This window comes from Microbacterium sp. UBA837, from assembly GCF_002296025.1.
Classification (GTDB): Bacteria; Actinomycetota; Actinomycetes; order Actinomycetales; family Microbacteriaceae; genus Microbacterium.
On record NZ_DBHD01000052.1, the window covers coordinates 68,462 to 83,774 of the forward strand.

Annotated in this window: 14 protein-coding genes and 4 tRNA genes; 7 read left to right on the forward strand and 11 right to left on the reverse strand. The window is 65.4% G+C overall.

Annotated elements, in window-relative coordinates; genetic code table 11:
• Position 1: 1 nt before the first annotated feature.
• From B3587_RS03940 to B3587_RS03950, 3 genes are all read right to left on the reverse strand, one after another.
• A complete protein-coding gene (locus B3587_RS03940) occupies positions 2–559 on the reverse strand; it encodes an HIT family protein (RefSeq protein WP_292726693.1) in 558 nt (185 codons plus the stop codon).
• Positions 556–2,565, reverse strand: a complete 2,010-nt coding sequence (gene thrS / locus B3587_RS03945; RefSeq protein WP_292726695.1) for a threonine--tRNA ligase — start codon at positions 2,563–2,565, stop codon at positions 556–558. The genes B3587_RS03940 and thrS overlap by 4 nt, the downstream gene beginning before the upstream one ends.
• Positions 2,566–2,631: 66 nt before the next feature.
• Complete coding sequence (locus B3587_RS03950) at positions 2,632–4,650, reverse strand: DUF262 domain-containing protein (RefSeq protein ID WP_292726698.1); 2,019 nt, start codon at positions 4,648–4,650, stop codon at positions 2,632–2,634.
• A gap of 149 nt (positions 4,651–4,799) precedes the next feature.
• Here B3587_RS03950 and B3587_RS03955 point away from each other — a divergent pair, with 149 nt between their 5' ends.
• Positions 4,800–5,573 carry a hypothetical protein gene (locus tag B3587_RS03955; RefSeq protein WP_228178786.1) on the forward strand — a complete coding sequence of 258 codons (774 nt, stop codon included), beginning with the start codon at positions 4,800–4,802 and terminating at the stop codon, positions 5,571–5,573.
• A gap of 51 nt (positions 5,574–5,624) precedes the next feature.
• Here the strand turns inward: B3587_RS03955 and B3587_RS03960 are convergent, their stop codons facing one another.
• Positions 5,625–6,131, reverse strand: a complete 507-nt coding sequence (locus B3587_RS03960) for a MarR family winged helix-turn-helix transcriptional regulator (RefSeq protein WP_292726701.1) — start codon at positions 6,129–6,131, stop codon at positions 5,625–5,627.
• Between the two features lie 115 nt (positions 6,132–6,246).
• On the opposite strand from B3587_RS03960, the gene B3587_RS03965 reads away from it, so the two are divergent.
• Positions 6,247–6,822 (forward strand): NADPH-dependent F420 reductase, encoded by a 576-nt coding sequence (locus B3587_RS03965; RefSeq protein WP_292726703.1) that lies wholly within the window; start codon positions 6,247–6,249, stop codon positions 6,820–6,822.
• Between the two features lie 32 nt (positions 6,823–6,854).
• Positions 6,855–7,715, forward strand: coding sequence for a VOC family protein (locus B3587_RS03970; protein WP_292726705.1), 861 nt, complete (start codon positions 6,855–6,857; stop codon positions 7,713–7,715).
• 78 nt (positions 7,716–7,793) lie between these two features.
• On the opposite strand, the gene B3587_RS03975 is transcribed toward B3587_RS03970, so the two are convergent.
• From B3587_RS03975 to B3587_RS03985, 3 genes are all read right to left on the reverse strand, one after another.
• Positions 7,794–7,868 (reverse strand) — tRNA-Val (locus B3587_RS03975).
• A gap of 28 nt (positions 7,869–7,896) precedes the next feature.
• Positions 7,897–7,967: transfer RNA gene (locus B3587_RS03980), tRNA-Cys, on the reverse strand.
• Positions 7,968–8,017: 50 nt separating this feature from the next.
• A tRNA-Gly gene (locus B3587_RS03985) sits at positions 8,018–8,090 on the reverse strand.
• Between the two features lie 144 nt (positions 8,091–8,234).
• On the opposite strand from B3587_RS03985, the gene B3587_RS03990 reads away from it, so the two are divergent.
• A tRNA-Val gene (locus tag B3587_RS03990) sits at positions 8,235–8,310 on the forward strand.
• A gap of 9 nt (positions 8,311–8,319) precedes the next feature.
• Here B3587_RS03990 and B3587_RS03995 read toward each other — a convergent pair.
• The 3 genes from B3587_RS03995 to zapE all read right to left on the reverse strand — a co-directional run bounded on the left by B3587_RS03995 (position 8,320) and on the right by zapE (position 11,413).
• Positions 8,320–8,841 carry a type II toxin-antitoxin system PemK/MazF family toxin gene (locus B3587_RS03995; RefSeq protein WP_292726707.1) on the reverse strand — a complete coding sequence of 174 codons (522 nt, stop codon included), beginning with the start codon at positions 8,839–8,841 and terminating at the stop codon, positions 8,320–8,322.
• A gap of 98 nt (positions 8,842–8,939) precedes the next feature.
• Positions 8,940–10,199 (reverse strand): ammonium transporter, encoded by a 1,260-nt coding sequence (locus B3587_RS04000; protein WP_292726709.1) that lies wholly within the window; start codon positions 10,197–10,199, stop codon positions 8,940–8,942.
• A gap of 182 nt (positions 10,200–10,381) precedes the next feature.
• Positions 10,382–11,413, reverse strand: a complete 1,032-nt coding sequence (gene zapE, locus B3587_RS04005) for a cell division protein ZapE (RefSeq protein WP_292726711.1) — start codon at positions 11,411–11,413, stop codon at positions 10,382–10,384.
• Positions 11,414–11,571: 158 nt separating this feature from the next.
• Between zapE and B3587_RS04010 the strand changes: the two genes are divergently transcribed.
• Complete coding sequence (locus B3587_RS04010) at positions 11,572–12,279, forward strand: dihydrofolate reductase family protein (protein WP_292726713.1); 708 nt, start codon at positions 11,572–11,574, stop codon at positions 12,277–12,279.
• On the opposite strand, the gene B3587_RS04015 is transcribed toward B3587_RS04010, so the two are convergent.
• Entirely contained in the window at positions 12,251–13,459 is a 1,209-nt protein-coding gene (locus B3587_RS04015; protein WP_292726715.1) for an alpha/beta hydrolase family protein, read from the reverse strand. The genes B3587_RS04010 and B3587_RS04015 overlap by 29 nt on opposite strands.
• A 25-nt stretch (positions 13,460–13,484) precedes the next feature.
• Here B3587_RS04015 and B3587_RS04020 point away from each other — a divergent pair, with 25 nt between their 5' ends.
• Both B3587_RS04020 and B3587_RS04025 read left to right on the forward strand, forming a co-directional pair.
• Positions 13,485–14,069 (forward strand): DUF3000 family protein, encoded by a 585-nt coding sequence (locus B3587_RS04020; protein ID WP_292726716.1) that lies wholly within the window; start codon positions 13,485–13,487, stop codon positions 14,067–14,069.
• Positions 14,062–15,264 carry a ribonuclease D gene (locus B3587_RS04025; protein WP_292726718.1) on the forward strand — a complete coding sequence of 401 codons (1,203 nt, stop codon included), beginning with the start codon at positions 14,062–14,064 and terminating at the stop codon, positions 15,262–15,264. The genes B3587_RS04020 and B3587_RS04025 overlap by 8 nt, the downstream gene beginning before the upstream one ends.
• Positions 15,265–15,313 lie beyond the last annotated feature (49 nt).

Here is a 15,313-nt window from a genome sequence, read left to right on the forward strand (position 1 = left end):
CTCAGTCGGCGGGCCAGGCTGCCGCGAGGGTCTCGCGCACGTCGCCCAGAAGCTGAGGCAGCGCCTTGGTGCGCGCGATGATCGGAAAGAAGTTCGCGTCCGAGGCCCATCGCGGAACAACGTGCTGGTGCAGGTGCTCGTCGACACCCGCACCGGCTACCGCACCCTGGTTCATCCCGATGTTGAAGCCGTCACAACGCGACACCGAGCGAAGTACGCGCATAGCTGTCTGCGTGAGCTCGGCGATCTCCTGGGTCTCCTCGGCCGTTGCCTGATCGTACGTCGCGACATGGCGGTACGGGCACACCAACAGGTGACCGGAGTTGTACGGAAAGAGATTCAGCAGAACGTAGGCGCTCGTGCCGCGGTGGACGATCAGGCCGTCGGCATCCGGCTTTCCCGGTGCGGCGCAGAACGGGCAGGCGGCGCGCATCGCGTCGGCCCCGGCCTGGATGTACGCCATCCGGTGAGGTGTCCAGAGCCGCTGAAAGCCGTCGGGCACCCCGGCGAACTCGGACGACGGCACTCCCTCCGATCCGGATGCCGCGGCATCCGTCATGCCAGGTCCTCGGCGGTATCGACGAGCGTCTTGCTCTCGATGGCAGCCGCAATGCGCGCGACCGCCTCATCCAGCGGAATGCCGTTCGTCTGCGAGCCATCACGGAAACGGAATGAGACGGTTCCCGCGGAACGGTCCTGCTCCCCCGCGATGACCTGAAGCGGGACCTTCTGGGTCGTGTGCGTGCGGATCTTCTTCTGCATGCGGTCGTCGCTGCGATCGAGCTCCGCTCGGACGCCCGCGGAGCGGAGCCGGTCGATGAACGAACCGAGATAGGCGGCATATTCATCGGCGACGGGAATGCCGACGACCTGAACGGGGGCCAGCCATACCGGGAAGGCGCCTGCGTAGTGCTCGAGGAGGATCGCGAAGAACCGCTCGATCGAGCCGAACAACGCGCGGTGGATCATCACCGGCTGGTGCTTCGCGCCGTCGGGACCGGTGTACTCGAGTTCAAACCGCTCGGGCTGATTGAAATCAAGTTGGATCGTCGACATCTGCCAGGTGCGACCGATCGCATCGCGGGCCTGCACCGAGATCTTCGGTCCGTAGAACGCGGCGCCGCCCGGGTCGGGCACGAGCTCGAGGCCCGAGGCTTCGGCCACCTCGCGGAGGGTCTCGGTAGCTTCCGCCCACAAGGAGTCGTCACCGATGAACTTCGGGTTGCCTTCCTCTTTGGTGGACAGCTCGAGGTAGAAGTCCTGCAGACCGTAGTCGCGCAGCACCGAGAGCACGAAATCGAGGTTTCGCGTCAGCTCGTCGCGCACCTGATCGGCGGTCACGTAGATGTGGGCGTCATCCTGCGTCATCCCCCGCACGCGGGTGAGACCCGCAAGGGTTCCACTCTTCTCGTAGCGATAGACCGTGCCGAACTCTGCAAGTCGCAGCGGCAGTTCACGGTAGCTGCGGCCTCGCGACCGGAAGATCAGGTTGTGGAACGGGCAGTTCATCGGCTTGAGGTAGTACTCCTGCCCCTGCCGGGTGACGTGGCCTTCGGCATCCACGATCTCGTCAAGCTCCATCGGCGGGTACATCCCGTCGGCGTACCACTGGAGGTGGCCGCTGGTCATGAAGAGGTCGCCCTTGGTGATGTGGGGCGAGTTGACCATTTCGTAGTCGGCGGCGAGCAGGCGCTGACGCATGTACTGCTCGATCTCGTAGCGGATGATGCCACCCTTGGGATGGAAGACCGCCAGTCCCGGCCCGATCTCGTCCGGGAACGAGAAGAGGTCCAGTTCAGCGCCGAGCTTGCGGTGATCGCGCCGCGCAGCTTCTTCGAGACGGTGCTGGTGGGCGCGCAGCTCGTCTTTCGTCGGCCAAGCGGTGCCGTAGATGCGCTGCAACTGAGGGTTCTTCTCGCTGCCGCGCCAGTAGGCGCCGGCGATTCGGGTCAGATCCCAGCCGTTACCGATCATGCGAGTGCCCGGAACGTGCGGACCGCGGCAGAGGTCCTTCCAGACCGTCTCGCCGTCGCGGCTCACATTGTCGTAGATCGTCAGTTCCGCACCGCCGACCTCGACCGACGCACCCTCGGCGGCATCCGCTCCTCCACCCTTCAACCCGATGAGTTCGAGTTTGAACGGCTCGTCGGCAAGCTCCGCACGTGCTTCATCCTCGGTGACCACCCGTCGAGTGAAGCGCTGGCCCTCGCGGACAATGCGCTCCATCTCCTTCTTGATGGCTTTGAGGTCTTCGGGCGTGAACGGTTCGTCGACGCCGAAGTCGTAGTAGAAGCCGTCGGTGATCGGCGGTCCGATCCCGAGGTTCGCCTGCGGCCGGATCCGCTGCACGGCCTGGGCGAGCACATGCGCTGTCGAGTGTCGAAGGATGTCGAGCCCGTCGGCACTGTCGATCGTCACGGGCTCCACCGTGTCCTCGGCGGTCACAACCGTCGCGAGATCCCGCAACGTGCCGTTGACCCGCAGGGCCACGACAGAGCGATCGGGGAAGAGGGCGAAACCGTCGGCGGGATAGGCCACGTCAGACGGGACGAGCGGTTGTGTCACAGCGAACTCCTGGGCGATGTCAGTCTCAAGGCTACCGAGCCGAGCGGGGGCATCCGACCAGAGCGATCACATGATCTGCCCGATGTACGAGTACTTGACGAAGACCTCGGGCGCGAGCCCCGCCTCCTCGAGCACTCCCTGCACGGCAGCCATCATGTATCGCGAGTCCCACCCCATGTACAGGTGATGGTCGTCATCCAGGCTGTCCCAGTCACCGTTCCACGCACGCTCGTTGTAGACGGGCCCACCTCGCCGGGAGCAGTACGCGATGACCGCGTCACGTCGATCCGCCCACAACCGCTTGAAGATGCGATTGAAGAGGTACTTGATGTCGGGAACTTCCCAGTGCTCACCGATGTACTCCACATACGAGAACTCGCGCTCCCAGCCTCGGGGCCATCCGCGGCGCGGAATCGCATCCAGAATGGGGGTCAACCCATCGTCGTCGATGACGAGCGGGCCCCGGCGGCGCCAGAGCGTCATCACCTGCTGAGCGAGCTCCGCTGACCGACCGCTGATCGCGGCGGTTCCCCACGTCTCGATCGACGCCAACGGCTGCGTGACGGTCATGGAACTCCTGCCATACACCGTGCGCTTATCGGGGAAGTCCGCGTCGAAGACCTGGGCGGCAAGGGGCTCCTCGAGCAGCGCGAGGTTACCGAGGGTCGCGGCCAGAGCCCGGTGACTGTTCTGTTCGTCCTCGCTGTAGTCCTTCCACCGCCGCCCATCGCCGCCGGTCCAGTCGTCCGACGGCGCGGGCGGGAAGACGTGGTCGATGACGAGGTCATCCTGCGCCGGATCCACGTCGGCCAGCCGGGACAGGACATACTCCGGATGCGGCAGCGGGCTGTGCTTCAGCGCAACACGCACACGGTCATCCGACGGGGTCTGGCGAGAGATCGCAGCCGCGAGTGCGTCGATGCCCTCCCGTGATGCGCGGACGAGGCGGGCAACGAGACGATCCGACCCGACGCTGACCACGTCGCGGCGCAAGAGGAGCGACTGCAGATCGTCGAGCACGCTCAGAAGATCGTTGCGCTCGATCTCGCCGGCGCGGTGGCGCGCGTAGAGCGCCATGACGAGCGGATACATCCCGCGGCCGAACGTGTTGAGGTAGTGCAGACGCGCCCGGATTTCGGGATCCGGTTCCCCCTCCGGGTCAAGCAGCGTCGCGTAGAGCTGCGCGAAGGAACGCCACTGTTCTGCCAGGGTTCGAAGCGCCACGGGGTCGAGCCGCGGGAAATGAGTGCGGAATACGTCGTAGACACCGCGACCCGACGCGGTAGTGGCGACCTCGCGTCCGCCGACCATGACGAGGTAGTGGGCCCAGAACGAGGCGATGTGATCGCCGGTGCTGCGCTCGATGGCAGCCCAGTACTCGTCTTCGATGACCAGCTGCTCGGCATGCGAGAGTCCCATGAGCACGTAGTTGTGAATCAACTCGTGGTCGCGCAGTGGCTCGCCCGTGGAGTTCAGGCTCTCGAAAATCTGCTGCGCATTGGCGCCAGTACCCAGCGAAATGGCGACGTGCTCGAGCCGCTGAAGCCCGCGCCAGACCCGGGCCACATCATCGGCGGAAATCTGGCTACGGAAGAACGCGTAGTTGTCGGCGAACCGTGAGGGCGCGGGGACCCCATCCGCAGCCCCAACGACGACGTCCCGGAAGGCTCCTGCCCACTCACGGTGAGGCCGAAGCTTCGTGTCACCGGTGGCAGCGTGAAGGAGCACGCGCTCAAGTTCTGCGGCAAGGGCGGCATCTTCGTCCCGGATGGTGTGGAACAGCGCGGCGACCAGCAGCATCAGTGTCGTGATGCGTTGCTGCCCGTCGATGAGCACCCATTCCTCCGTGTCGTCGCCCGAGCGGGGACTCGAAGAATCGGCGGCGCTGAGAATCGAGCCGATGAAGTGCATCTGATCGGCATCCCGATCGGCGACAGCGCGGATGTCGCTGAGGAGCTGTTCGCACCCGCCGATATCCCAGCGGTACTGCCGCTGATAGACCGGGACGACGATCGTGGCCTGCGCAGACGCTAACCACGCAACCGTGTTCACGGCGTGAGCGCGGATGTTCGTCGCAGTGATCATCGAGTGTCTCCTCCGGCTGCGTGGACGACCCCGACGAGTCTAATAATCACGGCGCGGATGCCCAGGTTCCCGCGCAGGGCCGGAGGTAGGGTTGCCTACGTTGGGCCTGTAAAAACGCGCTGGCTCACCGACCGAAAGGCACAAACCCTATGGGTTACATCAAGAGCGCCGCTCTCGACGAGACCGGCTTTGTCGTCCTCGACAGCTACAACGATCCGATCGATCCGAAGGAATGGCTCGACATCGAGTACGTGGATTGGAAGTCCTCGGGTGACACTCGTTTCGCACCTCTTGCCTCTGCCAAGGGCGAGATCGAGTGCAACGGCTTCTGGAACCACCAGCCGCCCCGTACCGACAAGGACGGCGTCTGGATCGATTCCCAGACCGCACTTGCACCAACCCTCACCGCCCGGGCGAAGGAGCCAGGCGCGAACGTGGGACGGTGCCGCATCATCGAGCTGCAGCCGAACTCGTACGCCGACTGCCTCTACAACCTCCACCAGGACGACAACAACCGCCTCAACCCCGACGGCACCGGTTGGGTAGTTCGTGGGTTCTTCAACCTGACCGATGACAAGGACAGCTACTTCGTCCTGCGTGAGAACCGCACCGACCCGAGCATCGAGTACCGCATCGCGCTGCCGGCTGGTGCTCAGTTGATCGTCGACACGCAGCGTCTCTGGCACGCCGTCCACCACCAGGGCGACGAGCCGCGCTACTGCCTCATCACATCCTGGACGTCGGGCCCGGAGCTTGACGCCTACATCGAGAAGTACCACGGCAAGCCCACCACCGAGTACTACCCCGTCTCGGAGGAGATCCGCGAGGCCGGCCAGGCCGAGCAGGCGCGCCGGGATGCAGCCCGTGCCGCGTATTACGCCGCAAAGGGCCAGAAGGAGAAGCTCGCGATGAGCGAGGCCTGATCCACATCGACCCGAAGGCCCCCATCCGATGAAGGACGGGGGTCTTCGTCGTTACGTGCTGGAATCGACCGGCACGTGTCGTGCGTGCGCAGCGAGACTCTGGGTCGGGTCAAGGCGATCAAGAATGATCTCCGCGATCTCGCGCAGCAGCGCCTGCTGGGTCGGGGAGAGCGCGTCGAGCACGAAAGAACGCACGTTGGCGACGTGCCCTGGTGTGGCCGCGATGACCTTGCGGCGTCCAGCACTGGTGAGTTCGACATCCGTCGCACGCGCGTCCTCAGGCGCCGGGAGGCGCCGAACGAATCCTCGCTCTTCGAGGCGTGAGACGACATGCGACAGACGCGGAAGCGTGGCGTTTGACTCGATCGCCAGTGTGCTCATCCGCAGTGTGCGCCCATCGCTGAGTGCCAGTAGCGAGAGGACGAAGTAGTCGAAGTGGCTGAGCTGTTCATCCCGCTTCAGCTGCGTGTCCAGTTGTTTGGGGAGCAGTTCGAGTACGGCAACGAGCGGAACCCAGGTGGCCCGCTCCTCGGCCGTGAAAGATCGGGTTCTGTGCATTGTGCGATTCTACGGGAATAGTTGTTGCTACAACTATGTTGGGCAGTCACATAGCTCGCATGGGCTATCCACCTCCCGCAGGCCCGCGGGACTCTCAGAGAAGGCAGGTCACATCATGAGCACGATCACCATCTTCGGCAACGGAAACATGGGCGGGGCCATCGCCGGCGTCCTCGCTCGCGGGGGCGCCTCGATCCAGCACATCGTCAGCGGTGATACGGACGCAACGATCGAGGGCGACCTTGTCGTCCTCGCCGTCCCGTATGGCGCCCTCGAGACGATCGCAGCAACCTACGGCGAGCAGCTGACGGGCAAGACCGTCGTGGACATCACGAACCCCCTGAACTTCGAGACGTTCGACTCCCTCGTGGTGCCGGTCGGCTCATCGGCTGCGGCTGAGCTCCAGAAGGCTCTGCCGGGCGCACGCGTCCTCAAAGCCTTCAACACGAACTTCGCGGCTACCCTGGCGGCTGGAACGGTCGGAACCGAGAAGACCACGGTGCTGGTCGCCGGAGACGACGCTGACGCGAAAGCTGCCTTGATCAACGCTGTCACCGCCGGTGGGCTTGCAGCGCTTGACGCCGGCGCTCTGGCGCGTGCACACGAGCTTGAGGCGATCGGCTTCCTCCAGCTGACCCTGGCTGCCTCCGAGAAGACCAGCTGGACCGCTGGCTTCGCGGTCGTCCGGTAACGGCTCTGGACGACAGGAACGAAAGGTTCGGCATGTCTGACAAGCTCGCGGCAGCAACCCACATGGGAGCGGTCACTCTGAAGGTCGGAGACCTGGATGCGATGATCCGCTACTACACCGAGGCGGTGCCGCTGCAGCTTCTCAGTCACGCCGGACCGACCGCCACGCTGGGACGTGGCGGCGTTCCCGTACTGGTCCTTGTTCACACGCCCGAGCTCCGTCACGCCGCGTCCGGGCAGGCGGGCTTGTATCACACGGCAATCCTGTTCGAGACAGAAACTGCCCTCGCTTCGGCTGTGGCATCGGTCGCACGTCGGGCCCCTGGAACGTTCACCGGCAGCGCCGATCACCTCGTCAGCAAGGCCTTCTACTTCACGGACCCTGAGGGCAACGGTGTCGAGTTGTATTGGGACCGCGCCCGAACGCAGTGGTCCTGGACGCACGGACAGGTCGAGATGGACACCCTCTTCCTTGACCCGAATCAGTTCCTGCGCGAGCACCTCAGCGACCCGTCCACCGAGCCTGACAGCATCCGTGCGGCGCGAGTCGGGCACGTCCACCTCAGCGTCGGAGACGTAAGCATAGCGCGCGATTTCTATGTCGACCGGCTGGGGTTCGACGCCACGCTGGACTTCCACGGCTCGGCGCTGTTCGTCTCCGCCGGTGGCTACCACCACCACATGGCGATGAACGTGTGGAACAGCCGCGGCGCCGGGCGGCGTCAGCCCGCGCTGGGCCTCGGTGAAGTCAATCTCCTGGTCCCATCGAGTGACGACCTCGGCGCGCTCGATGAACGGATGCGCCACCACGGTGTCGACGTGGCCGATGACGGCGCGACACTTACCTTCGAGGATCCCTGGGCGAATTCGATCCGGGTGGCCCTGGCCGCGTAGTGCGCAGCGAGCTTGCGCGGAACCAACCACCTGGACACACGAGAAAACCCCCGGAACTCCGGGGGTTTTCGTTGTTCGTGGTGCGCGATACTGGGATCGAACCAGTGACCTCTTCCGTGTCAGGGAAGCGCGCTACCGCTGCGCCAATCGCGCCTAAAAAAGGCTATTCAGTTGTCATGCGAGGTGGCGACGGGATTCGAACCCGTGTAAACGGCTTTGCAGGCCGGTGCCTAGCCGCTCGGCCACGCCACCGTGTGTGGTTCGACCCACGTGTCGTGCTCCCGAAGGAAGCCCCGCACTCGAGCGGATGACGAGACTCGAACTCGCGACCCTCACCTTGGCAAGGTGATGCGCTACCAACTGCGCTACATCCGCATTGCACCACCGTGTGGCGCTTGATCGACTTTAGTCGAGAATCGCCGCCGCGCAAAACCGAAACGGCTCCGCGCGTGTCGGGGTCCGCGGTCGTGTGCTCGACCAGGAATCCGGTAGGATAGAGACTTGGCCCGCGAGGGTCTTGGGCGATTGGCGCAGTTGGTAGCGCGCTTCCTTCACACGGAAGAGGTCATCAGTTCGAGTCTGGTATCGCCCACCACATTCGGCATCATCGGCGCCTCTCGGCGTCCCATCCGTAACGGCGGCGCAGTGCGTTGGCGACGAGCACGAAGCGATCGAGATCCAGCGCCGCCGCCTCACGACGCATGCCCCGACGGTGCACACTGTAGAGCTGCTCGATGTCGACCCAGGATGCTCTCCCTCGCCCATCCCACGGCCCTGAGCCGATCGCGATGTAGCCTCCCTCGCCGTCGTGCGGTTGGCTGGTCAGTCGTACGGCATAGACGTGATCGGCGTCCTGGCGCCCGATCACGAGGACTGGCCGATCCTTGCCTCGCCCGTCGCCTTCGGCGTAAGGCACCCAGGTCCACACGATCTCGCCGGCGTCAGCGTCCCCGTCCGCGTCGGGTGCATAGCTGATCTTCAGGCCGTTCGCGCCAGGTGAGGCAATGAGCCGGGTGCGGACGGTGAGCGGCGGCGCGTCGGGGGCGGCATCCGTGCGCACGTTTCTGCGCACCGGCGGCGTGAGCGCACGAGCAACCTTGCGGACAAACGAGGACAGCCGATTCACCAGGTCACCCTAGCTGCCGAAGACGCGCGGAGACGCCTCAGGGGCGCCGCGAACCATTCGCGACGCCCCTGAGGGTTGGGAGACGAACTCCCGGCAGATCAGACCTGCTCGGCGAGCGAGTAGCCCTCTTCGCCGTGCACGCTGGTGTCGACACCGGCGAGCTCGTCCTCGTTCTTGATGCGGAAACCGATCGTCTTCTCGATGGCGAAGCCCAGGATCCAGGCGACGACGAAGGAGTAGATCAAGACACCGAAGGCTGCGATCGCCTGCACCGCGAGCTGCTCGAAGCCGCCGCCGAGGAACAGACCCGTCTCGGTTGCGAAGAAGCCGAGGTACAGCGTTCCGACGACACCACCGACGAGGTGGATGCCGACAACGTCGAGCGAGTCGTCGTAGCCGAGCTTCCACTTGAGCTCGATCGCGAAGGCGCAGATGACACCGGTGACAAGACCAAGCAGGAGCGCCCAGCCGGGGGTCAGGAACGCACACGCGGGGGTGATTGCGACGAGACCGGCGACGGCACCCGAGGCGGCGCCGACCGACGTGGCCTTGCCGTCCTTGAACTTCTCGACGATCAGCCAACCGATGATGGCGGCAGCGGTTGCACCGAGCGTGTTGATGACGATGACGCCAGCGAGCGAGTCGGGGCCCATTGCGCCGTACGAGCCGTCACCGTTGAGCCAGTTCGCCTCTGCACCCGCGTTGAAGCCGAACCAGCCGAACCACAGGATCGACGCGCCGAGCATGACCAGCGGCACGTTGTGCGGCTTCTGGATGCCCTTCTGGAAGCCGATGCGCTTGCCGAGCACGAGCGCCAGGGCAAGAGCTGCAGCACCCGCGTTGATGTGAACGGCAGTACCACCCGCGTAGTCAAGAACCGCGATACCGGACTCCTCGCCGAACAGCGTGGTGCCGAGGTTCATGATCCAGCCGCCGCCCCAAACCCATGCGGCCACAGGGAAGTAGACGACTGTTGCCCACACACCGGCAAAGATCATCCACGATCCGAACCGGGCGCGGTCAGCGATGGCGCCCGAGATCAGGGCCACCGTGATGATCGCGAAGGTGGAGCCGAAGAGCGCGAGCACGAAGTCGGAGCTCGAGAGCTCAGGCGACGAGAGTGCGAAGTTCGAGAAGGGGTTTCCTGCGAAAGCCCAGGGGTCGCTCACGGCGGCCATGTTGAATCCGTACAGGATCCAAAGCACAGCGATCAGAGCCATCGCGCCGAAGCTCATCATCATCATGCTGATGACGCTCTTCGCCTTGACGAGACCACCGTAGAAGAAGGCGACGCCGGGCGTCATGAACAGGACTAGCGCCGATGAGGTAATACCCCAGGCGAGAGTTCCAGCATCCATTGAGAGTCCTCAATTCGTGTCGTGTGTCGAAAGCTGCACCGACGCGGGTAGCCGATGCACTTGCGGAGCCAGTCTCGCGGCGACCGGTTTCGACCAGAGGGCGCCCCGTGTTTCGCGTCTGTTACACGACCGACGCTCAGGTAAACATCAGGTTTCGGGCGACCCCGAGGTCGCCACGAAATTCACGCGAGCGTCGATGCGACCAGGCGCGAGATCGCCCGGAGATACTTCTTGCGATACCCACCGGCCAGCATTTCCTCCGGAAACACCCGGTCCAGGGTGATGCCGGTGGCCCGAATCGGGATCTGCGCGTCATAGATGCGGTCGACGAGAGCGACGAACCTCAGCGCTGCGGACTGATCGGTGAACACCGACACGTCACGCAGACCCACCAACGACACCCCCTCGATGAGACGGATGTACCGGGAAGGGTGCACGCGCGCCAACTGAGCGACCACATCGTCGAAGGCGTCGTCGCTGACCAGTGCCTCGCCGGATGCCGATTCGATTGCCGCTTCGTAGTCGGAAGCCTCCAGGGCCACCGCGTGTCCGTCTACGTCGCGGTGACGGTAGTCGGTGCCGTCGATCCGTATGGTCTGGAAACTCTCGGCCATCGCGTGGATCTCACGCAGGAAGTCCTGCGCCGCGAATCGCCCCTCACCGAGCGCATTGGGTGGGGTGTTCGATGTCGCCGCCAGCCGGGTTCCCGTGGCGACCAGCTCGCCCAGCAGACGCGTCATGACCATCGTGTCGCCGGGATCATCGAGTTCGAACTCGTCGATGCACAGAAGGTCGGCGCCGGTGAAGAGTTTGACGACGTTCTGGTAGCCCAGGGCCCCGACCAGCGCCGTGTACTCGATGAACGATCCGAAGTACTTCCGCCGCACCGGCATCGCATGGTAGATCGCGGCGAGCAAGTGCGTCTTGCCGACCCCGAACCCGCCGTCGAGGTACACGCCGGGCTTCAGTTCGGGCTGCTTAGGACGGCGCCGGAACAGCCCCCCGCGCGGCGCGTCGGGTCGTCCACCGGCAAAGGCGATGAGCATCTCCTTCGCCTCCTGCTGTGACGGGAAGGCCGGGTCGGCGCGGTACGACTCGAAAGACGCGTGCGCGAACTGCGGCGGAGGCGTGAGTGACGCCACCATCTGGTCGCCGGAGAGTTCGGGCGAACGCGTTGCGAGGTGGACGATGCCGGTGGGGCCGGATGCTGGCATGGGTTGCTTCCGCGGCGGAGACGGATGCGGGCTGGCCGCGTGCCGCCTAGAGTCAGGGGGGCGGGAGGACCCTCCTACCTTACGCGGGCTGTCGCCGCGCCCCGCGCACCCGAAGACTCCCCCGACCGAACTCCCGTGGGCACAGAGAGGATCTCTCCATGATCGTGACCGAGCTGTCTCCCCGAAGTCTCGACACGATCGAGATCGATGCCGATCGTGATGCAGCACGCGCGTGGATCGCCGCGCGCTACGGGTCGGCGGAGGCGGAGACTGTGCGGCTGAACATGATCACCTCCCTCACCGGGTCCGCCGTCGGCGGTGACGGCACCAGCGAGACGCTCACCGGAGGAGCGGACCGGCTAATTCTCAGCGCTATCCGCGCGGCGGCGGATGCCGTGATCGTCGGGGCGCAGACAGTTCGCGCCGAGAGCTACCTTCTCCCCCGGTCCGCCACTCTTGCGGTCGTGACGCGCTCTGGCTCACTCGAGGGGTTGCGAGTCTCGGACGAGGCGAGCCAGCGCCTCATCGTCCTGTGTCCCGCGTCACGGACGGAGCAGGTCGAAGCCTCAGTCGCTCACCCTTCCGCCGAGGTCGTCGGACTGCCCGCCGATGAAACGACACCGCAGCAGATCGTCGACGCTCTCCGAGACCGGGGCCTTCGTCGCCTCGTGTGCGAGGGTGGACCGTCGCTGGCTCGACAGTTCGCGGAGTCGGGGATCATCGACGAGTACTGCATCACTGTCGCGCCCGCGCTGACGCCCGCCGATCATCCGTTTCTGGGGATCAACGACGCCGTCGAGACGGAGATCGCGGGTCACCTCGTCGACGACACGGGGTTCACGTATCTGCGTCTGCGCGCTCGCTGACGAACCCGTGCTGTGTCAGCCACCGCGTGATCCTGCCCGTCCAGCGCTCCTGGTCGTAGTTCCACAGCTTCGTGTGGCGGGCGACACTGAAGACGTCGAGGTCCACGAGGTCGGGGCGTGCAACCACCAGATCGTGGGAAGCATCCGAGGGGACGAACCCGTCATCGTCGCTGTGGAGAATGAGAATCGGATGCCGCAGCTCCGCCGCACGGGCAAGCACATCGAGGCGTCGGAAGGGGATCGCAGCGCCGGCGCCGGTGAGGGCCGTCGCCCAGTCGGCACCGAGGACGGTGATCGCCAGGCGCGTGACAGCCGGAGGCAGCTTGATGAGCCGCGCTTGGTAATCGAGCACGATGCGCCAATCGACGACCGGTGAGTCGAGAACGAGGCCGACGATGAGATCGCGATGGGCCGAGTTCAGGGCGAGCTGCAGTGCGATCGCTCCTCCCATGGACCACCCCATGATGATGACTCGCTTCGCCCCCCGGCGGCGGGCGAAGCCGACAGCGGCGTCGACGTCGCGCCACTCGGTGGCACCGAGTGTGTAGGTGCCCGAGCGGCTCCGAGGCGCCTCGCCGTCATTGCGATACGAGACGACCAACGATGTGATCCCCAGTGCGTGGAAGATCGGCACGGCGCGTAGGCACTCCGCTCGTGTGGTGCCACGCCCGTGCACCTGAATCACCCAGATCTCACCCTCGCCGGCGGGGAACAACCAGGCGGGGCAGGGTCCGAGCGCCGAACCGACCAGCTCCGGACTGAAGGGCAGATGCAGTTCTTCGGGACGCTCGTAGTACCACCCGCTGAAGGCGGCATCCCTGACGATCCGAGCCTGGGGGCCGACATGAGTGAGAAGCTTGCGCTTGACCGTGTCGGCCGTCTCCGACAGCACGGATCCGAGTTTGAGGTAGCGCTCTGTTCCCGTGGTGAACAGGCCATACCGGCCAGCCAACTCGGTGTCGGGAGTGCGCGTGAGCGTGATGGTCTGGGCGGACGTATCAAGCTCGAGGATGCGGCAATCGGGGATCCGAGCTGCCGGCGTGACGACTTTCCTTGCCATGCGTACGGCAATACCGCCCCACAGTGCGAGGACGGCGCCGAGGGCCATCGAGATCGCCGCGAGAGCCGCTTTGACGATAACGACGTACTGTGGGGAGGCGGCGCGCCTGGACTCGACCATGGGGTCCTCACTCTAGTCTGTCGGGGTGACCGGAGACCTTCTGTCGGGGGTGGCGTTCGACGACGTGGCCGCGGTGATTCGCGAGGCCACCTTCCGTGACGACCTCACGGTCCGCGAGATTCCCGCACCGACCGGCCTTGCTCCTCACGCCCTCGCTCTGGCCGCTGACGTGAGACCCGAGGCAGCCGGCACCGACTCAGCGTACGGAACGGGTCGCTTCATCCTGTTGCACGACCCGGACGAGCCCTCCCAGTGGAACGGAGCGTGGCGCATCGTGTGCTTTGCGCAGGCGCCACTGGAGCCCGAGATCGGCATCGACGCGCTGTTGGCGGATGTGACCTGGTCGTGGCTCACGGACGCCCTGCAGGCACACGCCGCTACCTATCACTCCCCCTCAGGCACCGCGACGAAGACCCTCTCGAAGGGATTCGGGAGCCTTGCCGACGAGGGCGATGGCGCGCAGATCGAACTTCGCGCCTCGTGGACACCGACCGCGAACCTCGACGCGCACGTCGAGGCGTGGGCAGAGCTGGTCTGCATGCTCGCGGGACTTCCCCCCGGATCTGAGCAGATCGCAACGGTGACCTCCCGCAGGGTGAGCCGTGGCTGAGTACACCGTGATCACAGACGCAGACGCCCTCCGTGCCGCGGCTGCGCACCTCGCTGCTGGCACAGGTCCCGTGGCCGTCGACGTCGAGCGCGCCTCGGGGTTCCGCTACTCGCAGCGCGCCTATCTTGTTCAGGTCTTCCGCCGCGGCGCGGGCGTGATTTTGATCGACCCGCCAGCGGTCGGCACGGACTTCTCGTCACTGCAGCAGGCAATCGGTGACGTCGAGTGGGTGTTTCACGCAGCCAGCCAGGACTTGCCCTCGCTGCGCGAGCTGGGCCTCGAACCCCCGACGATTTTCGACACCGAACTGGCATCGCGACTCCTCGGACGAGAGCGTGTAGGCCTCGGGGCCGTCGTCGAAGAGACCCTCGGTATCACGCTCGCGAAGGCCCACTCTGCCTCCGACTGGTCGACTCGTCCGCTTCCGCAAGCCTGGCTCGAGTACGCGGCGCTCGATGTGGAGTATCTCATCGACGTGCGCGACATCCTTGTCCAGCAGCTCGCGGACGCCGGCAAGACAGAGTTCGCTGAGCAGGAGTTCTCTGCCGTTCTCACCCGGGAGCCCAAACCTCCGCGGGAGGATCCCTGGCGTCGGCTCAGCGGTCTCCATACTGTGCGCGGGCGTCGGGGGCTCGCGATCGCGCGGGCGCTGTGGCTCGCTCGCGAAGAACTCGCCGTCACGCAGGATGTCTCACCCGGGCGCCTCGTCCCCGACCGGGCTCTGGTCGCCGCGATCCTGGCAGATCCGAAGACCAAGCAGCAGCTCGCAGCCGTGAAGGAGTTCACAGGCAGAGCCAGCCGCTCCGAGCTCGATCGATGGTGGGCAGCGTTCGAGGCGGGACGCGCCGACCTCGACCTGCCACCCGAGCGGGTGCGCAACACCGACACGATCCCGCCGGTGAGGGCGTGGGCTGACCGAGCGCCGGAGGCCGACGCTCGACTCAAGGCAGCCAAGCCTGCGATCGACGAGGTCGCGCAGTCGCTGCACATGCCGGTCGAGAACCTTCTCACCCCAGAGCTGCTGCGACGCGTCGCCTGGGCTCCACCGGCTGTCATCGGCGCCGACGGAATCGGTAGAGCCCTGGCTGAACTCGGTGCGCGACCGTGGCAGATTGAGCAGACTGCACAGGTGATCGCCGAAGCCTTTGTGGAATCCGGCCAACCCTCTCCAGAGGCCTCCGAGAGCGCTTCGTAGGTTCAACCCAACCGATTCCGCGCCATTTTGACGCCTTCCTAGGCTGGCG